This is a genomic window from Caulobacter endophyticus (genome assembly GCF_003116815.1).
In the GTDB taxonomy this organism is placed as follows: Bacteria; Pseudomonadota; Alphaproteobacteria; order Caulobacterales; family Caulobacteraceae; genus Caulobacter; species Caulobacter endophyticus.
This window is the reverse complement of the sequence record NZ_QDKQ01000028.1, coordinates 97022-116403: the sequence shown is the minus strand read 5'-3', so window position 1 is coordinate 116403 and position 19382 is coordinate 97022. Positions and strand designations below refer to the sequence as shown.

The following is a 19382-nucleotide window of genomic DNA, read 5'->3' as shown; positions in this document are numbered from 1 at the left end:
GGCAGGATCGTGCAAGAGGCTGGCGGCATCGGTCTACGGCCTCCGCCCGATCCAGGCCCATCCTGCAAGCTCCTCAGAAGGAGCTTGCCCATGACTTCCCCCGCCCCCCGCACCTGGTTCGTCACCGGCGCCTCGCGCGGTCTCGGCGCCGACATCGTCCGCGCCGTCCTGGCCGCCGGCGACCGCGTCGTGGCTACCGCCCGCAGCCGCCAGAGCCTGGTCGAGACCCTCGGCCCCGACTCCGACAACCTGCTGTCGCTGGCCCTCGACGTCACCCGTCCCGACCAGGCGCCGGCCGCCGTCGACGCGGCCCTGGCGCGCTTTGGCCGCATCGACGTGCTGGTCAACAACGCCGGCTACGGCCACCTGTCGGTGTTCGAGGAGTCGACCGCCGCCGACGCCCAGGCCCAGTACGACACCAACGTCTTTGGCCTGATGCACGTGACCCGCGCCGTGCTGCCGGCCATGCGCGCCCAGCGCTCGGGCCGGATCTTCAACATCTCGTCGGTGGGCGGCATCGTCGGCGGCGAGAGCGGCACGCTTTACTGCGCCTCGAAGTTCGCCGTGGAGGGCTTCTCGGAATCGCTGGCCGGCGAGGTCCGGCGCTTCGGCATCCACGTCACGGTGGTCGAGCCGGGCTTCTTCCGCACCGACTTCCTGGAGCCGACCTCGGTGCGCCACGCCTCGCACGCCATCGACGACTACGCCCAGGTCGCCGCCGACCTGAAGGCCTTCTACGACGCCCGCAGCCGCAACCAGGCCGGCGATCCCCTGCGCCTGGGCCAGGCCCTGGTGACGCTGGCCAATGCCGAGCGGCCGCCGGTGCGCTGGTGCGCGGGCACGGACGCCCTGGCCATGGTGCAGGCCAAGATCGACGGCCTGCAGGGCGAACTCGACGCCTGGCGCGACCTGTCGGCCTCGACCGACGGCGACTTCGAGTTCAAGCCGGAAGCCGAGACCACCACCGCCTGGCGCTGACGCCAAAAGCCGCGCCGGATCCCGGCGCGGCTTTATTTTCATTGGCCCAGAAACAGAAAAAGCCGGCCCGCGAACGCGGAGCCGGCTTTTCGTCGCCCTTACGGCGAGACTTCGAGGCCTTAGGCCTTCTTCGCGGTGAAACCGGCGAACTTGGCGTTGAAGCGCGAGACGCGGCCGCCGCGGTCCATCAGCTGGGCGTTGCCGCCCGTCCACGCCGGGTGGGTGCGCGGGTCGATGTCGAGCGCCAGGTTCGCGCCTTCCTTGCCGTAGGTCGAGCGGGTCTGGTAGCTCGAGCCGTCGGTCAGGGTGACGGTGATGAAGTGATAGTCGGGGTGAATGTTCTGTTTCATCGGACGGTCCAACCGACTAGAGCGCGGCGTGAAATGTGGGTGAGCGCCACCAGCGGGGTGGCCCTCGAAGACGCGCGGCTATAAAGAACCCGCGCGATTTTGGCAAGGACCCAGTTGATGACCGACGTTAACGGCGGCGAGATTTCGGCCGAGGGCCGACCCGGCGCCGGCGCCGAACTGGCCCAGAGCCTGAGCGAGGCGGCCGCCCGCCGCCCGCGCCGCAAGGACATCCGCCCCCTCGCCCACCTCCTGCCGTTCGTGCGCCGCCACATCGGCGACGCCCTGGCGGCGGGCTTCTTCCTGTTGTTCTCGACCAGCGCCACGCTTGGCCTGACCGCCGCCTTCAAGGAGGTGATCGACAAGGGATTCGCCAAGGGCGCGCCGGGAGCCGGGGCGGTCAACAGCGCCTTCCTGCTGCTGGGCGGGGTCGCCCTGGTGCTGGCCGTGGCCACCGCCGCGCGATTCTTCTTCGTCACGCGCCTGGGCGAGCGGGTCGTGGCCGACCTGCGCCGCGCGCTCTATGGCCACGTGCTGTCGCTGGACCCGGCCTATTTCCTGAAGACCCGCACCGGCGAGGTGCTGTCGCGGATGACCACCGACGTCACCCTGATCGACCAGTTGGTCGGCGCCTCGGCCTCGATCGCCATCCGCAACACCCTCAGCCTCGTGGGCGGCCTCGGCTACATGGCCGTGGTCAGCCCCAAGCTGGCGGGCTTTATCGTACTGATGGTGCCGGTGGTGCTGGCCCCGATGTTCCTGATGGGCCGCAACGTCCGCAAACTCTCCGCGACCGCCCAGGACCGCTTCGCCGACGCCGTCGGCTATGCCGGCGAGAGCCTGGACGCCCTCGACACCGTCCAGGCCTTCGTGCGCGAGCGCGAGGCCGATCGCCGGTTCGGTTCGGCGGTCGAGACGGCCTTCGACGCTTCGGTGCGCCGCATCCGCGCACGCGCACTGATGACCTCGGTGGTCATCACCCTGGCCTTCGGCGGGGTGACCCTCTTGCTGTGGTTCGGCGCCCAGCTGGTGCTGAAGGGCGAGATGACCCCGGGCACCCTGGCCCAGTTCGCCCTGCTGGCGATCATGGCGGCTGGCTCGGTCGGGGCCCTGGGCGAGGTCTGGGGCGACGTCCAGAAGGCGTCGGGCGCCATGGACCGCATCGCCGAGCTGCTGAACGCCAGGCCGGGCATCGCCCCGCCGGCCGCGCCCAAGGCCCTGCCCTCGCCGGTGCGCGGCGAGATCGCCTTCAGCGACGTGGCCTTCGCCTATCCTGGCCGCCCGGACCTGCCGGCCCTCAACGGCTTTAGCCTGACCATCAAGCCGGGCGAGACCGTCGCCCTGGTCGGCCCCTCGGGCGCGGGCAAGAGCACCGTGCTGCGCCTTCTGCTGCGCTTCTACGACCCGCAGGGCGGCGCGATCCGCCTGGACGGCGTCGACCTGCGCGAGGCGACCCCTGCCGAGGTGCGCGGGACGATGGCGCTGGTGGCCCAGGACTCGCCGCTGTTCTCGGGCTCGGCCATGGACAACATCCGCTTCGGCCGCGCCGACGCCACCGAGGAGGAGGCCCGCGCCGCCGCCGACGCGGCCCAGGCCACCGGCTTCATCACCGCCCTGCCCCAGGGATTCGACACCCCGGTGGGCGAGCGCGCCAAGACCCTGTCGGGCGGCCAGCGCCAGCGCCTGGCCATCGCCCGCGCCCTGGTGCGCCAGGCGCCGATCCTGCTGCTCGACGAGGCCACCAGCGCGCTGGACGCCGAGAACGAGCGGCTCGTGCAGCAGGCCCTGGACGCGGCCATGAGCGGGCGCACCACGCTGGTGATCGCCCACCGCCTGGCCACCGTGCTGCAGGCCGACCGCATCGTGGTCATGGAGGACGGCCGCGTGGTCGAGGAAGGCACGCACGCCGACCTGGTCGCCAAGGGCGGCCTCTATGCCCGCCTGGCGCGCCTGCAATTCGGCGTCGAGGCGGCCTGAAGCTCTCCGCCCGTTGACGAAGCACGCGCGGGCGTCGAAAGCTCGCGCCCTTCGCCTTGGGGGTGCGTATCGTGATCGACAAGCTGGCCGTCCTGAACCCGTTCGCCAAGTTGCCGGATGAAGCGACCGCCACGCGCGCCGCTCGCGCCGGCGCCGTAGGGGCCTGGCTGACCGGCGTCGGCAGCATCATCGGCGCGGCCACGATCTTCTTACGGTTCGACACCTACCTGGCCAAGATGCGCGAGGCGGCCCTGGCCAAGAGCGCCGGCCAGGACCCGGCCGCCACCCAGGCGATGCTGGCGACCATGGGGCCGACCCTGGCCTGGTTCACGATCGGCTTCACCGTCGTGATCGCGCTGGTCTACCTGTGGCTCGGCGTCGTCCAGTGGCGTCGACAGACGCGGATGATCCCGCTGCTGATGCTGCTGTTCGCCGCCTACGGCCTGCTGACGACGGCCCTTAGCTTCGCCACCAACAAGGCCGCCATGGAACTGGTCCCGCCGCTGCAGATGACCTTCAGCCTGCTGCTGAGCACGATCGCCCTGCTCTGCTTCATCGCCGGGGTGCGCGGCGGCTACCGCCTGCACGCCCTGCGCAAGGCCGGCTAGCCGGCCTTTTCCGTCTCGACGGCCTTCTTGATCAGGGCCACGTGGGCCACCTGGTCGCGCAGGGCCTGGAAGGCGGGGCTGGACGGGCCGTCGGGCTGCTTTTCCGCCCAGTCGACCAGGACCAGCAGCGCCTCGCTGATGCGGCCGATCTGGCGGCCGTAGCTGCCCACCTCGTCCAGCACCCGGGCCTCGACCTCGGGGCTGCGCGACTGGCCCAGATTGACGGTGAACAGCGAGAAGTCGCCGAAGCTCCACGACCACGGATTGATGGTCTGGGACAGCTGGCGCGGGGCCAGGGAAAGCTGGAACGGCTGGGTCATGGGGCCTCCCGGTCTGGAGAGACAGCATGCGCCCTATGCAACGCTCGCATATGACGTTCGAGGCGAAAAGGCGCGGGAAACGCCCGTCTCGCCCAAGCCGCGATCAGCCGCGCGCAGCGACCGCCAGGCCCGGGAAGTCGCTGAACACCCCATCGACGCCGGCCGCATAGAGCGCCTTGATCACCGCCGTGACGTCGCCGCGCCGGGCCAGGTAATCGGCGGCGCTGGCGTCGCCTTTCCGCAGGCTGGCCGGCAGGAAGTAGTTCTCGGCCCGCACCGTCCAGGGATGCACCAGCAGGCCCGCTGCATGGGCGTCCTTCACCAGCGAGGTCGCCGGCAGCAGGGCCTGTGCGTCCTGCGGCACGATCATCGTCTTTTCCGGGCCCAGGCCGTCGGCATAGGCCGCCACGCCCTTCAGGCCTTCCGGCGTGACGAGGTCGGCGTACTTGACGCTGGGCAGGTCGGCCGGACCGCCCTCGCCCGCCACCAGCAGGACGAGACGCGCGGGCGTCTTCAGGCGCAGGGTCTTCAGGGGCCCGACCTCGAAGCACTGCACGAACACCGGCGCGGTCTTGGAGTTGAGGTCGTTGCGCTTCAGCGCCTCGATCATCCGCCCCTCGATGGGCAGGCCGACGGAAGCGAAATAGGCCGGATGCTTCATCTCCGGATAGACGCCGATCGTGCGGCCGACGCGCTTGCTCTCCGAACGGGCGAAGGAGACCACCTCGTCGAAGGTCAGCACGCTGGCCTGGCCGTCGAAGGCGGCGCTGGCCGGACGCAGCTGCGGCAGCCGCTCGCGGGCGCGCAGGGTCTTGATCTCGGCCAGGGTGAAGTCCTCGGTGAACCAGCCCGTCAGGCTCTCGCCATCGACGGTCTTGGTCGCCTTGCGGGCCGCGAACTCGGGGCGGGCGGCCACGTCGGTCGTGCCGCCGATCTCGTTCTCGTGACGCACCACCAGGTGGCCGTCCCTGGTGACGACGAGGTCGGGCTCGATGAAGTCGCAGCCTTGGTCGACCGCCAGGCCATAGGCCAGCAGCGTGTGCTCGGGGCGTTCCCCCGACGCCCCCCGATGGGCGATGACCACCGGCTTGCGCACCCCGGCGCGGACCATGGTCGGGATCATGCTCGCGCCCATCGTTCCAGCGAGGGCGGCGGTCGTCATGGCGCGGCGGGTGAGTAGGGTCATGGCCGCTGATTAGCGTGCGGGTGTGACGGTTTGGCGAGCGAAAGGCGACAAATTGCAACCATCGCTTGACAGCAATAAATTATCGTGAATTGATAATCACCCATTGGTTGCAAGGGGTGGGACGTGTCGACTTTCGAGACAATGGGACGGAACCTGCGCAACGCCAGCTTGCGCGCCTTCTGCGGCGCGATGGCGGCGGCCTGCGCCCTGGCCAGCCTCGCCATGGCCTTCGTGATGATCGGAAGCTTCGTCGCCGTGACCTACGCCATGACGACCGGCCAGAACTTCCAGTGGAACCGAACGGCTCCGTCCGCCAGCGTCAGCGTGCAAGGCCAGAGCACGACCTGTGCAAAGGGCGCGACGACCTGCGAGACGACACCCCTGAAGGCCTTCCCCGTCGAAGCCGTGGCGCCCAGCATCGTCGGGTTCACCGTCGCCTTCTTGCCCGGCGCGGTTCTCGCCTACGGGCTGGCCGAGGCTTGCCTGTGCTTCTTCGCCTTCGCCCGCGGGCGCTACCTTCAGCGGCGGACCACCGCGCAGTTGGCCCGCTTTGCCGTCGCGGGCCTGTTCTTCGTCGTGACCGCCCCCATGGCCGGAGCCTTGGCCAAGGGCGCTGGCGAGCTGACGATCAAGGCGATCGCGCTGGCCAGCCGCGACGGCGGCGAGACAACGGCGCAGTTCACCGCCTTCACCACCACCTTCACCGGCGCCAATGGCCTTCTTATCGGCCTCTACGCCGTCACCCTGACGGTGATCGCCCTGATCATGGCCCGCGCCGCCACCATCGCCGAAGACCACGCCCAGATCGTCTGATGAAGGTCGTCGTCAAGCTGGGCGTCGTGATGGCCGACCGCAACGTCAGGTCCAAGGACCTGGCGGCCCATGTCGGCATCACCGAGGCCAACCTGTCGCTGCTCAAGCAGGGCAAGGTGAAAGGCGTGCGCTTCGAGACGCTGGAGAAGATCTGCGCCTATCTCGACTGCGAGCCGGGCGACATCCTCAAGATCGAGCGATAGGCGGATGGAAATCCTCAATCCTTCGACAGGATTTGTGCGAGCCGACGCCCGACAGTCGTCCTCATCCTGAGCTTGTCGAAGAACGAGGACGGCATCCAGGACGCCGACCATACACAACGTGCAAACAGCCAAAGAAAAGGCTCCGGAGCAGCGCCCCGGAGCCTTCGTCGTTCAATGCAGCGAGGCCTCTCAGCCGGCCGCTTGCAGGGCCTTCAGCACCTGCGGGTGCAGTTCGGGGTTCGAAGCCAGGATCGAGGCGCCCTGCACGGGGTCGCCGTGCTCTTCGATGGTGCTGACCTTGCCGCCCGATTCCTGGACCATCAGCACGCCGGCGGCGACGTCCCAGGGCTTGAGGTTGCGTTCCCAGTAGGCGTCGAAGCGGCCCGCGGCCACCCAGGCCAGGTCGAGCGAGGCCGCGCCGAAGCGGCGAACGCCGGCGACCTTCTGGCTGACCTGGTGCAGCTCCTTCAGGAACTGGCCGTGGCCGGGCTTGCCGACGAACGGCACGCCGGTGGCCAGCACCGACTCGTCCAGGTGCTTGCGGGCGGCCACGCGCAGGCGCTTCTCGGCGCCTAGGAACGCGCCCTTGCCCTTCTCGACCCAGAACAGGTCGTGGGTGATCGGGTTGTAGGTGACGCCGGCGACGACCTCGCCCTCGCGCTGCAGGGCGATGTTGACCGCGAAGTGCGGGATGGCGTGCATGAAGTTGGTGGTGCCGTCCAGCGGGTCGACGATCCAGGTGTGGGTCTTGTCGGTGCCCTCGATCATGCCGCGCTCCTCGCCGAGGAAGCTGTAGCCCGGACGCGCCTTGCTCAGCAGCTCGAACAGGGTCTGCTCGGCCTTGAGGTCGGCGTTGGTCACGAAGTCGCCCGCGCCCTTCTTGGAAACCTGCAGCTCGGTGACTTCGCCGAAGTCACGGGCCAGACCCCGGGCGGCCTTGCGCGCGGCGTCGATCATCACGTTGAGAAGGGCGGAAGGCGTGGGCACGGGCGGATATCCTATGGATTTCCCTGGACCGGCGCGCGGGCGCGCGCAGCGGCGGGAGACGGACGATGGCAGTGGGAAAGAGCGGGCGCGGAACCTAGACGCGGGGCCGCCGGAAGGCAAGGCGGGGCAGATTGTCGCGCCTAAGGCGAGCCCTCTTGAAAAAGGGGACCGATCGGTCAATTTTAAGGGCGGCGATTGATCCAGCGCAAAGCGATGGGTCGCGCCACGCGCAAACTCCCCTTAGCGCACACCAAGGAACCACCCCATGACCAAGCTCCCCCTGATCGCCGCCGCCGCCGCCCTGATGGCCCTGGCCCAACCCGCCGCCGCCGAAACCCTGCTGGGCGGCTCGCCTCACGCCCCCGCCGGCGCGTCGCAGCGCGTGTCGGTGACCGGCAAGTCCTCGTCCGTGGTCAGCGACGAGCTGACCCGCGCCGCCCGCCAGGTGTGCAGCGCGGCCCTGAAGAGCAGCCGCCACCCCAACTACGCCTCGTGCGTGACCGAGACCCTCGGCAAGGCCCGCGCCGACTACGCCGCCCTGCGCTCGGCCGCCGCCAACGCCGCCGAGTAAGGCCTCCCGCTCCGCGCCGCTGGGGACCCCCTCCCGGCGGCGCGGAATTGTCGGGAAAAAACTTCGCGGCCATGTCACGTCTGGCGCCTTGGTCTCGTCCTGTCGGCGAGCACGAGGGATCCGCCGATGACCGCCGCCGACGCCATCTTCGAAAGCCGCCGTCCGGCCATGACCGGCCTGGCCTACCGCATGCTCGGCTCGCGGGCCGAGGCCGAGGACGTGGTGCAGGACGCCTGGCTGCGCTGGCGCGAGGTCGACGAGAACGGCGTCGACAATCCCGGCGCCTTTCTCAACCGCGTGGTCTCGCGCCTCTGCCTTGACCGGCTGAAATCGGCCCGCGCCCGGCGCGAACTCTATGTCGGCGAGTGGCTGCCCGAGCCGGTGGTCGACGTCGACGAGACCTTCGGCCTGGGCGAGAACCTGACCGTGGCCTTCCTGCTGGCGCTGGAGCGCCTGACCCCGCTGGAGCGGGCGGCCTTCCTGCTGCACGACGTGTTCGACACCCCCTTCGCCGAGATCGCCGCCACCCTGGGCCGCAGCGAAGCCGCCGTCCGTCAGCTGGCGGCCCGCGCCCGCGAGCACGTCAAGTCCGGCAAGCCCCGCTACCAGCCCAGCCCCGACGAGGAACGCCGCCTGACGCAGGCCTTCATCGCCGCCACGCTGAGCGGCGACGCCGCGACCCTGCGCGGCCTTCTCGCCGAGGACGTGGTCATGCACGCCGACGGCGGCGGCAAAGCCTCGGCGACCATGAACCCGGTGTTCGGCCTCGACAACGCCGTGCGCCTTCTTGAGGGGATCGCCCGCAAGTGGCCCCACCCCGACGGCACGAGCGCGCGCCTCGCCCGCATCAACGGCCAGCCCGGCGTGGTGCTGTCGCACGGCGGCGTGGTGTTCCAGACCATGGGCCTGGACATCGTCGATGGCCGCATCGCCGCCGTCTACACCATGCGCAATCCCGACAAGCTGGCGCGGGTCGCGCCGTAGCGAGACCCACCCCGGCCCAGCGCTTAGGGCAACGGCGTCTTGGGCAGGCTGTCCCTGGTCTCGCAGGCCAGCTTGCCGGCCTTCCCCGCCGCGCCGGAGATATCGTCGACCTTGGCTTCCTGCCGCCAGTTCCTGGGCAGGCCCTTGTCGCCGGCGAAGTCCATGCCGAGGTCCATCCACTTGTCGGCGGCGCAGTCGAGGGCGAAGAGCATGATCGGGCCCTTGCCGGCCGGCCAGGCCTTGTAGGGACCGCCGCCCTTGCCCTCGGCGATGCGCAGCACCACCAGGCCGGACTTCTCGTCCACCCTCAGGAAATCGGCGTCATAGAAGGTCTTGGCCTCGCCAGGGGCCGGCTTCCAGGTCTCGGCGGCCGTCGGAACGAAGGCCAGGACCAGCATGGGTACGCTGAGCAAACACGCTACGAGCCGCTTCTGCATGGCGGTCCCTCCCCGTTATGGTTCGCTGGAGAGGAGGCTATGCCTCTCCCACAACCACCGCAAGAGAACGCCGATATGCGAGGACCTAGCCGCGCGCCGCGAGCCCTTGCGCGATCGCCGCGTTCAGCGCCGCCACGGCCGCGTCCGGGCCTTCGGGATGCGCCCACACCCCGCCCGAGACGGCCAGGAAGTCGGCGCCGGCGGTCGCCAGCGGCGCGGCGTTGGCGGCCGTGATCCCGCCGATCGCCACGCAGGGAACCTCCATCGTCTCCTGCCAGATCGACAGTATGTCGGACTCGGCGACGATCGGCGCCTCCTTGGTGGTGGTCGGGAAGAAGGCCCCGAAGGCCACGTAGTCGGCCCCGGCCTCGGCGGCCTCCATCGCCAGGTGGCGGCTGTCGTGGCAGGTGACGCCGACCATGCGGTCCTTGCCCATCAGCTTGCGGGCGGCCGCATAGGGCGTATCGCCCTGCCCCACGTGCACGCCGTCGCAGTCCAGACGGGCGGCCAGATCGGGACGGTCGTTGAGGATCACCGCCACGTCGCGGGCGCGGGCGATCGGCGAAATGGCCTCGACGGCGGCGGCCACGACGTCGTCGGACACGTCCTTGAGGCGGATCTGCAGAGCCGCCACGTCGCCGCCCTCCAGGGCGCGGGCCAGCTGGCGGCCGAAGGCGGCCAGGTCCGGCAGGGACGGCGGGGTGATCAGGTAGAGGCGGCAGTCGAGCGTCATGCGCCGCCTTTACGCCGATTTGGAGCGCAGCGCGACTTTGGCGGTCCGCCCCCCCCTGAACCAGGGCCGCCTGCGGCGACGCGCCGCCGGTAACTCGACTGAGAGTCAGTTGCAAACCGGTGGAAAACTGTTAGATGAGAATGACAATCATTCGGTAGGGCGTTCCTGTCTTGTACGTCTGCAATTGTAACGGCATCCGCCAGCGTGAAGTCCGCGCCGCGATCGACGCGGGCGCGACTCGCCCGGCCGAGATCTTCCGCCACAAGGGCTGCCAGGCCCAGTGCGCCAAGTGCGTCTGCGAGATGCGCCAGATGATCCAGGAAGCCCAGGAAGCTCTGGCCTACGCGGCCGAATAAGGCTTCTTGCGACGCAAAGTCGACAATCTCAGGTTACCGCGAAGCACTCTCACGCTTTTCTGTGAGGCTGCGAAACACTTGCACACATTACTGTTGAAGCGCTGAAAAAGCCGACTAAGGGTTCGGGCGAACTCGAACCTTAGGAGGCCGCCATGCAAGGCGATCCCGGCGTCATCCGCGTCCTGAACGCTGTGCTCACCAACGAGCTGACGGCCGTCAACCAGTACTTCCTGCATGCGCGCATGCACGACAACTGGGGCTTCAAGCGCCTCGGCCAGATCGTCTATCAGGAATCGATCGGCGAGATGAAGCACGCCGACAAGCTGATCAACCGCATCCTCTTCCTCGAGGGCCTGCCCAACCTGCAGGACCTGCACAAGCTGAAGATCGGCGAGACCGTGCCCGAATGCCTGGCCGCCGACCTGTCGATCGAGCTGTTCAACCGCGAACTGTTGGTGCCGGGCATCGTCCAGTGCGAGCAGGCCCGCGACTACATCAGCCGCGAACTGCTGCGCGAGATCCTCAACGACACCGAGGAGCACATCGACTACCTCGAAACCCAGCTGTCGCTGATCAAGTCGCTGGGCGAGCAGAACTACCTGCAGAGCGCCATGGGCGAGCTGCCGGCCGCCTGATCGGCTAGACTGCCCGAAGACGTCGAACGGCCTCCCCGCCCCCGCGGGGAGGCCGTTTTGCTATTCGCCCAGGCCTATTCGCAGAGCGCTTCCAGCGCCTCGCGGTCCAGCAGCTCGACGTGGCGCACGGTCGGCAGGGCGATCAGGCCCTCCTGCAGGAAGCCGGTCAGGGTGCGCGACACCGTCTCGATGGTCAGGCCCAGATAGTCGGCCATGTCCTGGCGGCTCATCGGCAGGTCGAAGGCGGCCTCGCCCGTGCGGTCGGCCAGCAGCAGCAGCAGGCCCGCCACGCGCTCACAGGCGCTGCGGCGGCCCAGCATCAGCACGTGGTCCTGGCTGCGCTGCAGGCCCGAGATGGTCAGGTGATAGAGCTTGCGCGCCACCTCGCCGTCGCGGGCGGCCAGGTCGCTCAGCGCCCGGCGGCGGACGATGCGCACCGTCACCTCGCCGACCGCCTCGGCCGTGGTGCGGCGCAGGTCGCCGGCCTCGAAGCCGAAGGCCTCGCCGGCGAAGTGGAAGGCGTCGATCTGGCGGCGGCCGTCGCGCAGCAGGCGCCCCGTGCGCACCGTGCCCTCGACCAGTTCGTAGACGTGGTCGGCGCGATCCCCCTCGGCGAAGATCTCCTCGCCGGCGGCGTAGCGGATGACGCTGGCGGCGGCGACCGGCAGGGCCGGCTGGGCGTAGGCGGGCTCGAAACGAAGGGGCGACAGCATCACACGGCTCCCGAAGGAATGGGGGCGAAAGACGCCGCCCCGACGCCGGCACATTCCCCCTACTCCGCGCATGGGTAAATTCGGGAGCGCCGCATAAGGGGTTCTGCGTAGGCGCCGCGCGGGGAGCGGCTATGGTCGGCGCAGTTCCCGTGGGAGACCGCCGATGAAGACGCTCCGCACCCTGGCCGCGCTGGCCTGCCTGGCCGCCACCCCGGCCCTCGCCGACGGCCCGCCCAAGCCGGCCGACGAGCCCAAGTCCGAGGCCCGCACCTTCGCTTACGACGACGGCGTGGTGGAGGTGCTGGTCATCGGCCCAGCCGCCAGGCTGCTGTACGATCGCCTGCCCGGCAAGGGTAAGGTCCAGGCCTGCGGCGCCAGCGGCCTGCACAAGGGCGACGGCCAGATCACCTGCTCCAAGGACGGCGGCGACTACGCCTGCCGGGTGTGGCTGGACGCGAAGAAGCAGACCCTGGCCCAGCCGGAGAGCGACGACTGCTGATTGTTGGATGGCTCGCGACAGAAGGTGCAGAAATTGAGCGATAGAAAGCCAGAACCGCGAATTCGAGCATTAGTCACAAATGACGTCGTGGATTACCCCCACAACGATCTCGCAAACGCCGCTTGGTTTTTCCGAGAACGACTTACCAAGGCCTTCGACAACAATGAGCCCGTAGAGGGCGCATTCCTCGACATGATCGCTTTGGTCACGATGATCGCCTTCTCTCTAGAGGGATATGCGAATTTCCTGGGAGATAATATCTTCGGGAAAAAATGGGGGAAACTTGAACGAACATCCGTCAAAAATAAACTCGGCACCCTCGGAGAGGTGCTGGAATTATCGATCGATTGGGACAACCGACCCTATAGAACAGTTGGCGAACTAATCGAACTTCGAAATATGTTCGCTCATCCCAAACCTCATCCCGCAAAAATACGAGAACAGATACTCATAGGCACAGATAGCGAGCTAAGAAAACTGCTCCGCAACCATAGGCCTAGCTACGAGGAACGCCTGACGTGGGACTTCATCAAGACCGCTTATGATGATGTCGAGAAAATTTGGATTGAACTTCTGCACGCCGCAAAAATCGAACTCCATAGAACTTGGAGCGGCGGCATACAGGGTATTGAGTTGATTGAGGTCTTAGACGCCATCCAAGATCACAGCGATCCGCCTAGCGCCTGACCATCCGCTCCAGCTCCACCGCCCGCACGGTGGTCATGCTGAGGTGGCAGCCGCCGATGTTGAGGACGTCGATGGTGCCGCCGGTCAGGTCTTCCCGACATTCGGCGTCGCGGCGCTTGATCCAGGCGCGCTGGACGGTGCGCAGCTTGGCCTGCTCGGCCCTGGACCGGCCCGCCATCGCCGCCTTGTAGGCGCGGTTGAGGCGCGCGTCCTGCTTGCCCAGTTCTTCGTTGGTGCAGCCCGCCATGGCGGCGGTCACGCCCTTGATGGCGTCGCCGCTGTTCAGGCAGGCGGCATAGGCGGGCGAATATTGCTTCTCGGGATCGATCGGGTCCGAGGCGGCGAAGGCCCCGGGAGCCGTCAGGGCCAGCAGCATCAGGCCAGGCGCCAGTCGTCGAAGCAGCATGCGGATCCTCGCTTTCGACGGCGAGGATGACCCGCCGATCAGGACGCCTTCAAGGCATGACGCGTCCTAGAGGTTCCGGCCGATCCGGTCGGCCAGGACGCCGAGATCGCCGCCGGGCTCGTCGAACACGCCCATGTCCTCGGCGGTGACCCGCGCGAACAGGTCCTGCGCCGCTTGCGAGGTCGTCAGCAGGTCGAGCGCGGCTTCCGCCTCGTCGTCGGGCCAGCGGTCAAGCATGGCGCCCAGCGCCTTCAGGCGCGCTTCGAACAGTTTCAGGTCCATAGCCACAGATCTTCTTCTGCCTCTGGAGTCTCGTCTTCAAGGTCTGCCGGCCCCGTTTCAGGAGCGAGCGGACCGCCTGTTCCGAACAGCCCATGGCGTCGGCGATTCTACCGACCTCCAGCTCTTCGAAATAGAACAAAGTTAAAGCCTGGCGCTGGGTGTCCGGCAGCTTGCCCAGGGCCTGCTGCAGGGTCACGGCGACTTCCGACCGTTCGAGGCTGGCCAGGGCGTCGGCCTGAACCGGCCCCTGGACCTCGGCGTCGGCCAGGCGGGTGATGACCTCCTGGCTCTCCGGCACGGCCTTGCGGACGCGGCGACGGTCGATGGCCTTGTTGACCGCGATGCGGTGCAGCCAGGTCGAGAACCGCGCCTCCGGCGTCCAGCGCTCGCGGGCGCGCCAGGCGGCAATAAATGCCTCCTGCGCCGCGTCCTCGGCCTCCTGCACGTCGCCCAGGACGTTCAGGGCCAGCCGCCGGACCATCCGCAGGTGCCGGTCGACCAGCACCCGGAACGCCAGCTGGTCGCCTTGGCGGCAGGCCAGGAACAGGTCCTCGTCGGAGCGGACGTCAACCAGCCCGAACTCACCCATCGCAGTCATCGCTGAATTCGCCATGGCGATTACTCGCCTCCATCGCTGTATCGCAATGGAACTGGCAAACAGTGTGCCATATATCAGATAACTACATTACTGAATTCATCCGATACATATCGTTTACATCGGCATTTTGCTATTTTTCAGAACGGAGTTCTTTGCAGAACGGGCGCAACAAGTCGAGTACGATTTGATACGAGTTCGACACATCTTTGCGGCGGCTGGCGCGAACCATGCTATCGAGGACGTATTGGTAGAAGCTGCGCAACGTCTTGCCGTCCGGTCCGGCGGCCGAAAAATCGAGGCTGGTCGACAGGACGGTGAGGATCTGGGTGGCGCGCATGGCGTGTCGGCACATTTGATCCAGCCGCCCCTGCTCGTGGGCGAATTTTGCCGAGCCGATGGCCCGGTAGAGCTCCTCGTGCACCGAGGCCAGCACGTCGCGCGGGCTGGCGGTCAGGCGGCTGGAGGCCGCATAGGCGCTGAACGCCTGGCTGTTAGTCGTCGTCATCGCTGCTGGCTCCGAGGATGGCCTTGATCTGCTCTTGAAGGATCTGGGCGGCGTAGAGCTCTGTCTCCATCGCCGAGTACTTCGCGATCAGCTTGGTGCGGTAGGTCTCCGCGTTGTCGCGGATGGTCTCCGACTGTTCGGTCAGGTCGCTGTTGACCGTGTCGAGGGTGTTGATGCGCTGCTGGATCACGCCGGTGGTGGTGTTGGCGTAGTCGCTCATCAGGCTGGTGATCAGGTTGGCGAAGCCCTGGGTGATCTGCACCGAGACCGTGCCGCTGGTGGGGGTGGCCAGGGCGAAGGACAGGCCTTCGTAGATCGACCCTGTCGCGCCGATGATCCGGCTGCCCGAGATCGTGAACAGGCTGCTATCGCCATCCACCGACACGCTGGAGATCGCCCCGTCGGTGACGGTGACCTCCAGGTCGAAGTCGTACGACAGGGTGGTGTCGTTCTTCAGGAGCTTGAGGTTGCTGTCGCTGGCCTCGAACTTGGTTTCGAAGAAGGCCGCCACGCTGGAGAGGTCGGTCAGCAGCAGGTTGTCGAGCGAGGTCTCGTCCGATAGCTCCAGCTGGTTGGCGCTGTTGAGCGTGATGCCCAGGGCCGACAGGTCGGTCAGCTCGTCGTCCGAACCCGACTTGCCGCCGAGCAGCGCGCTCAGCTGGCGATTGACGTCGCGCAGTATGCCGTCGGCGAACAGCACCGCGTCGTCGGCCACCACCCCGCCCGAGCCCACCGTCTGGTTGGTGACCACGAAGGCGCGCAGGGCGTTGTAGGCGTCGATGAAGTCGGTGATCGCCGTCTTGATGTCGTCGTAGTTGGCCTCGATGTCGAGGGTGATGGTCTGGCCGCTGGTGGCTTGCAGCAGCGAGATCGACAGGCCGGGAATGACGTCGGTCAGCTCGTTGCCGTCGCTCTCGATCTCGACCCCGTCGATGGTGACGATCGAGGGCTGGGCGGCCTGAAGCACGTTGGCGAAGGCGCCCGAACTGTCGGTAAGGCCCAGCGACTGGCCGATATCGTCGCCCGAGGCCGACGCCAGGCTGATCTGCTGGTTGGTGTCGCTGGTCGACATGACCAGGCGCGTGCCGGTCGAGCTGGTGATCAGGGTGGCGGTGACGCCCGTCGTGCTGGTCTTGGCGTTGATCGCCGCGGCGATGTCGCTGACGGTCATGGTCGAGGTGACGGTGATCTCGGCGGCGGTCCCGCCGTCGACGCCCACCGACATCACGCCCGACAGACCAAGCGCCGTGCCGGCGGTCTGGGCGGTCGACGTCACCTTCATGGCCTTGGCCAGTTGGGTGACGGTGATCTCGTAGGAGGCGGCCACCGCGTCGCTATCGGCGTCGACGGCGATCACCGAGGTGGCGTCCGTGCCGTCAGAGGCGGTGAGGTACGCGCTCTTCTCGTCGAAGGCGTTGGTGGTGGTCGTGACCGAGCTGTAGGTCGTACCCGCCAGCGCGGTCATCGAATCCGAGATCGCCTGCAACAGGGTCTGCAACGACTGGTACGAGGCGATCTTGGTCTCGTTGGCCGTGACCTTGGCGTCGATGGTGTCGGCGCGGGCGGTCTTCTGGGCGACGGCCGCCTCGATCAGGGAGTCGGTGTCGAGGCCCGAGATCGTGCCCGTCAGATAGGTCGTCGAACCCGAGGTCGAGACGCTGCTGGTGTTCGTCATGGCAATGTCCGGAAAGTCGGCGGGAGAGCCTTAGAGGGCTCCCCCGCCAGTCTGCAGGACGACGGGAGCCAGGCCCCCGCCATCGCGACACGAGCGACTACTGCAGCAACTTCAGAAGCGACTGGCTCATCGAGTTGGCCTGGCTGAGGGCCGAAATCGCTGCGCTGGTCAGGGTCTGAGCGTTGGTGAAGTTGGTCTGCTCGGCGGCGATGTCCACGTCGGTGATCGCCGACGCCGCCGACTCCAGGTTCTCGAGCGACGTGGAGATCACGTCGCCGCGGAACTCGAAGCGCGACAGGGTGGCGCCGACGTCGGCGCGCATTTTCGAGACCGCCGTGATCGCCGAGTCGATCTCGTCCATGGCAGCGACGGCGTCGCTGGTGGAGGTGATTGAGGTGACGGTCAGGCTCAGCCCCGTGGTGTTGGCCTCACCCAGTTCGACCTTGATGACATCGGTGCTGGACGTGCCGACCATGAAATCGACGCCGGTGCCTTCGGTGTAGTTGCTGTCACCGTTGAGCAGAGTGACGCCGTTGAAGGTCGTCGTCTTGGCGATGTCGTCGATTTCTTCGGTCAGCTGTTCGTACTCGGCGCTGATGTACGACAGGTCGGCAGTGCTCGACGTCCCCGACTGGGCCTGGGCCGTCAGGGAGTTCATGCGCTGCAGGATGTCGGCGATGTTCGACAGGGCGCCGTCCGCGGTGTTCAGCACCGAAGTGCCGCTGGTCACGTTGGTGGCGGCCTGGTTGAGCACGGTGATGTCGGCGTTCATGGACGTCGCGATGGCGAGGCCGGAGGCGTCGTCCTTCGCGCTGACGATCCGCGAGCCGCTCGACAGCTTCGCCAGGGATTCGCTCTGCGCCGCCGAATTGTTGTTCAGGTAGCGCAGGGCGGTGTTGGCGGCCGTGTTGGTGGAGATAACAGGCATGTTCTAGTCCGGTTCTCTGTCTGGAGTCCGCCCGGGGGAGAGTCCGGTCGGGAAGCTGTCCGCCGTTCTGACGGCCTGGCTTCGACGGGTTGAACGGGACGTCCGCCGACGATGGGGCGGATTATTTTTCGGGGGCCGCTCCACGTCCTGTCGGCGAGGCCGTGCGTCCTTCGAGGCCCGTTGCGCGGGCGCCTCAGGATGAAGAAGTCATAGCTCCAAGCTCCTCATCCCGAGGTGCGAGCCGAAGGCGAGCCTCGAAGGACGCACGGCCTTCGCCACTGCCCCCAAAAATAATCCGCCCCATCCGGCGCGGAGCCTCCGTTGAACCCGTCGATCGGCGCCCAGAGCGACCGGACCGACTTCACCGGAGGGCCTTCTCCATGACCACCGTCTCCTCGGCGACGAGCACGAGCAGCACCGCGAGCGCCAGCAGCTCGGGCACGCTGCAGCTCGGCACGACCGACTTCCTGCAGCTGCTGATGACGCAGCTGACCAACCAGAACCCGCTGGATCCCACCGATCCCACCGAGTTCACCAGCCAGCTGGCGACCTACTCCTCGCTCGAGCAGCAGATCAGCATGAACGACACGCTGACGACGATGTCGGACAACATGTCGTCGCTGCTGACCCAGGTTCAGCTGCTCGCCTCGGCCTCGGAATAGGGGCCGGCGACCATGAGCCTGTCCTCGGCCCTCTCGACCGCCGTCTCCGGCCTGACCGCCCAGAGCATCGCCCTGTCGGCGATCTCGGAGAACATCGCCAACTCCTCGACCACCGCCTACAAGACGACGGAAGTCTCGTTCCAGTCGCTGGTCAGCGGGGCCATGGGCTCGAACACCTCGACCAGTTCGGTGGTGGCCAAGACCAGCCAGGCGCTCAACGTCACCGGCACGATCGCCTCGACCAGCGTGGCGACCAACATCGCCATCGACGGCTCGGGCTACTTCGTCGTCGCCGGCGACCCAGGCGACACCGGCAGCGACCTCGTCTACAGCCGCAACGGCAGCTTCTCGACGGACGCCGACGGCTATCTGGTCAATAGCGAAGGCTATTACCTGATGGGCTTTCCGACCGACGCGGACGGCAACATCCTGTCGTCGAACACCAGCGACCTGACCAGCCTGTCGGCGATCAATCTCGACTCGATCAGCGGCACGGCCAAGGCCACCTCGACGGTGACCATGGCGGCCAACCTGCCCGCCGACGCCACCACCGGCCAGACCTTCACCACCAGCATGGAGGTGATCGACTCCCTGGGCGTCAGCCACACGGTTGGCCAGAGCTGGACCAAGACCGGCGACAACACCTGGTCGCTGACCCTGTCCGACCCGGTCCTGACCAAGGACGGCACGACCACCTCGGGCACCATCAGCCCGAGCACGGTCACCGTGACCTTCAATTCCGACGGCAGCCTGGCCACGACCGACCCTTCGCCCGTCGCCATCGGCATAACGGGCCTGTCCACCGGCGCGGCCGACAGCGCCATCACGCTGGACCTCGGCGACGCGGGCGGCACCGACGGCCTGACCCAGTTCGCCTCGACCTCCTCGACCCTGTCGATCAGCCCGACCTTCGAGCAGGACGGCGCCAACTACGGCGAGCTGTCGGGGATCACGATCGACGAAAGCGGTCTGGTCACGGCCAATTTCGACAACGGCGTGAGTCTGGCGATCTACCAGATCCCGGTCGCCACCTTCAGCAACCCGGGCGGCCTGACCCACGTCACGGGCACGATCTATGACGAGAACACCAACGCCGGCCAGGTGCACCTGAACCTGCCGGGCGAAGGCAACGCCGGCAGCCTCGTGGCCAGCGCCCTGGAGGGCTCGACCACCGACATAGCCACCGAGTTCAACAAGATGATCATCGCCCAGCAGGCCTATTCGGCCGCCTCGCAGGTGATCAGCGCCTCCAGCGACATGTTCGACACCCTGATCCAGGCCGTCCGGTGAGC

The 19382-nt window shown here is 67.5% G+C and carries 26 protein-coding genes; 13 read left to right on the top strand and 13 right to left on the bottom strand.

Annotation, left to right across the window (positions count from 1 at the left end; genetic code table 11):
* Positions 1-90 precede the first annotated feature (90 nt).
* Entirely contained in the window at positions 91-978 is an 888-nt protein-coding gene (locus tag DDF67_RS06665) for an oxidoreductase (protein WP_109100117.1), read from the top strand.
* A gap of 119 nt (positions 979-1097) precedes the next feature.
* Here the strand turns inward: DDF67_RS06665 and rpmE are convergent, their stop codons facing one another.
* Positions 1098-1328 carry a 50S ribosomal protein L31 gene (gene rpmE / locus DDF67_RS06660; protein WP_058349579.1) on the bottom strand — a complete coding sequence of 77 codons (231 nt, stop codon included), beginning with the start codon at positions 1326-1328 and terminating at the stop codon, positions 1098-1100.
* A gap of 114 nt (positions 1329-1442) precedes the next feature.
* Between rpmE and DDF67_RS06655 the strand changes: the two genes are divergently transcribed.
* Together DDF67_RS06655 and DDF67_RS06650 are read left to right on the top strand one after the other, a co-directional pair.
* The gene (locus DDF67_RS06655; RefSeq protein ID WP_199229172.1) at positions 1443-3302 is read left to right on the top strand and encodes an ABC transporter transmembrane domain-containing protein; all 1860 of its coding nucleotides are present in this window, start codon (positions 1443-1445) and stop codon (positions 3300-3302) included.
* A 71-nt stretch (positions 3303-3373) separates the two neighbouring features.
* Positions 3374-3910, top strand: a complete 537-nt coding sequence (locus DDF67_RS06650; RefSeq protein ID WP_146197970.1) for a hypothetical protein — start codon at positions 3374-3376, stop codon at positions 3908-3910.
* Here the strand turns inward: DDF67_RS06650 and DDF67_RS06645 are convergent.
* Positions 3907-4230, bottom strand: coding sequence for a hypothetical protein (locus tag DDF67_RS06645; RefSeq protein WP_109100114.1), 324 nt, complete (start codon positions 4228-4230; stop codon positions 3907-3909). The two genes, DDF67_RS06650 and DDF67_RS06645, sit on opposite strands and share 4 nt — an antisense overlap.
* A 103-nt stretch (positions 4231-4333) precedes the next feature.
* Positions 4334-5416, bottom strand: a complete 1083-nt coding sequence (locus DDF67_RS06640; RefSeq protein ID WP_109100113.1) for a glycerophosphodiester phosphodiesterase — start codon at positions 5414-5416, stop codon at positions 4334-4336.
* 141 nt (positions 5417-5557) lie between these two features.
* Between DDF67_RS06640 and DDF67_RS06635 the strand changes: the two genes are divergently transcribed.
* Complete coding sequence (locus DDF67_RS06635; protein ID WP_109100112.1) at positions 5558-6229, top strand: hypothetical protein; 672 nt, start codon at positions 5558-5560, stop codon at positions 6227-6229.
* Entirely contained in the window at positions 6229-6432 is a 204-nt protein-coding gene (locus tag DDF67_RS06630; RefSeq protein ID WP_109100111.1) for a helix-turn-helix domain-containing protein, read from the top strand. The genes DDF67_RS06635 and DDF67_RS06630 overlap by 1 nt, the downstream gene beginning before the upstream one ends.
* Before the next feature lie 189 nt (positions 6433-6621).
* On the opposite strand, the gene DDF67_RS06625 is transcribed toward DDF67_RS06630, so the two are convergent.
* Positions 6622-7419 (bottom strand): inositol monophosphatase family protein, encoded by a 798-nt coding sequence (locus DDF67_RS06625; RefSeq protein ID WP_199229171.1) that lies wholly within the window; start codon positions 7417-7419, stop codon positions 6622-6624.
* Between the two features lie 265 nt (positions 7420-7684).
* Here DDF67_RS06625 and DDF67_RS06620 point away from each other — a divergent pair, with 265 nt between their 5' ends.
* Positions 7685-7990 carry a hypothetical protein gene (locus DDF67_RS06620; RefSeq protein ID WP_058349587.1) on the top strand — a complete coding sequence of 102 codons (306 nt, stop codon included), beginning with the start codon at positions 7685-7687 and terminating at the stop codon, positions 7988-7990.
* Between the two features lie 126 nt (positions 7991-8116).
* Positions 8117-8974, top strand: a complete 858-nt coding sequence (locus tag DDF67_RS06615) for a sigma-70 family RNA polymerase sigma factor (RefSeq protein WP_109100110.1) — start codon at positions 8117-8119, stop codon at positions 8972-8974.
* 23 nt (positions 8975-8997) lie between these two features.
* On the opposite strand, the gene DDF67_RS06610 is transcribed toward DDF67_RS06615, so the two are convergent.
* Both DDF67_RS06610 and thiE read right to left on the bottom strand, forming a co-directional pair.
* Entirely contained in the window at positions 8998-9411 is a 414-nt protein-coding gene (locus tag DDF67_RS06610; RefSeq protein WP_109100109.1) for a hypothetical protein, read from the bottom strand.
* 85 nt (positions 9412-9496) lie between these two features.
* On the bottom strand, positions 9497-10144 hold the full coding sequence (gene thiE, locus DDF67_RS06605) for a thiamine phosphate synthase (protein ID WP_109100108.1): 648 nt from the start codon (positions 10142-10144) through the stop codon (positions 9497-9499).
* Positions 10145-10314: 170 nt separating this feature from the next.
* Here thiE and DDF67_RS06600 point away from each other — a divergent pair, with 170 nt between their 5' ends.
* Entirely contained in the window at positions 10315-10500 is a 186-nt protein-coding gene (locus tag DDF67_RS06600; RefSeq protein WP_058349592.1) for a (2Fe-2S)-binding protein, read from the top strand.
* Positions 10501-10652: 152 nt separating this feature from the next.
* A complete protein-coding gene (gene bfr, locus DDF67_RS06595) occupies positions 10653-11135 on the top strand; it encodes a bacterioferritin (protein WP_058349593.1) in 483 nt (160 codons plus the stop codon).
* Between the two features lie 74 nt (positions 11136-11209).
* Here the strand turns inward: bfr and fixK are convergent, their stop codons facing one another.
* Complete coding sequence (gene fixK / locus DDF67_RS06590; RefSeq protein WP_109100107.1) at positions 11210-11848, bottom strand: transcriptional regulator FixK; 639 nt, start codon at positions 11846-11848, stop codon at positions 11210-11212.
* Between the two features lie 163 nt (positions 11849-12011).
* Between fixK and DDF67_RS06585 the strand changes: the two genes are divergently transcribed.
* Complete coding sequence (locus DDF67_RS06585) at positions 12012-12347, top strand: hypothetical protein (RefSeq protein WP_109100106.1); 336 nt, start codon at positions 12012-12014, stop codon at positions 12345-12347.
* A 33-nt stretch (positions 12348-12380) separates the two neighbouring features.
* Entirely contained in the window at positions 12381-13034 is a 654-nt protein-coding gene (locus DDF67_RS25270; RefSeq protein ID WP_158278008.1) for a hypothetical protein, read from the top strand.
* Here DDF67_RS25270 and DDF67_RS06580 read toward each other — a convergent pair.
* The 6 genes from DDF67_RS06580 to DDF67_RS06555 all read right to left on the bottom strand — a co-directional run bounded on the left by DDF67_RS06580 (position 13024) and on the right by DDF67_RS06555 (position 17428).
* The gene (locus tag DDF67_RS06580) at positions 13024-13440 is read right to left on the bottom strand and encodes a lysozyme inhibitor LprI family protein (protein ID WP_109100105.1); all 417 of its coding nucleotides are present in this window, start codon (positions 13438-13440) and stop codon (positions 13024-13026) included. The two genes, DDF67_RS25270 and DDF67_RS06580, sit on opposite strands and share 11 nt — an antisense overlap.
* A 66-nt stretch (positions 13441-13506) precedes the next feature.
* Positions 13507-13677 (bottom strand): hypothetical protein, encoded by a 171-nt coding sequence (locus DDF67_RS25495; RefSeq protein ID WP_158278007.1) that lies wholly within the window; start codon positions 13675-13677, stop codon positions 13507-13509.
* The gene (locus DDF67_RS06570) at positions 13670-14320 is read right to left on the bottom strand and encodes an RNA polymerase sigma factor (RefSeq protein ID WP_109100103.1); all 651 of its coding nucleotides are present in this window, start codon (positions 14318-14320) and stop codon (positions 13670-13672) included. The genes DDF67_RS25495 and DDF67_RS06570 overlap by 8 nt, the downstream gene beginning before the upstream one ends.
* A 130-nt stretch (positions 14321-14450) precedes the next feature.
* The gene (locus DDF67_RS06565) at positions 14451-14825 is read right to left on the bottom strand and encodes a flagellar protein FliS (RefSeq protein WP_058349598.1); all 375 of its coding nucleotides are present in this window, start codon (positions 14823-14825) and stop codon (positions 14451-14453) included.
* The gene (gene fliD, locus DDF67_RS06560; protein WP_109100102.1) at positions 14812-16500 is read right to left on the bottom strand and encodes a flagellar filament capping protein FliD; all 1689 of its coding nucleotides are present in this window, start codon (positions 16498-16500) and stop codon (positions 14812-14814) included. Before fliD ends, DDF67_RS06565 begins: the two co-directional genes overlap by 14 nt.
* A 97-nt stretch (positions 16501-16597) precedes the next feature.
* Entirely contained in the window at positions 16598-17428 is an 831-nt protein-coding gene (locus DDF67_RS06555; protein ID WP_109100101.1) for a flagellin, read from the bottom strand.
* 380 nt (positions 17429-17808) lie between these two features.
* On the opposite strand from DDF67_RS06555, the gene DDF67_RS06550 reads away from it, so the two are divergent.
* Together DDF67_RS06550 and flgE are read left to right on the top strand one after the other, a co-directional pair.
* On the top strand, positions 17809-18090 hold the full coding sequence (locus DDF67_RS06550) for a flagellar hook capping FlgD N-terminal domain-containing protein (protein WP_109100100.1): 282 nt from the start codon (positions 17809-17811) through the stop codon (positions 18088-18090).
* Positions 18091-18102: 12 nt separating this feature from the next.
* Complete coding sequence (flgE, locus tag DDF67_RS06545) at positions 18103-19380, top strand: flagellar hook protein FlgE (protein WP_109100099.1); 1278 nt, start codon at positions 18103-18105, stop codon at positions 19378-19380.
* Positions 19381-19382: the final 2 nt, after the last annotated feature.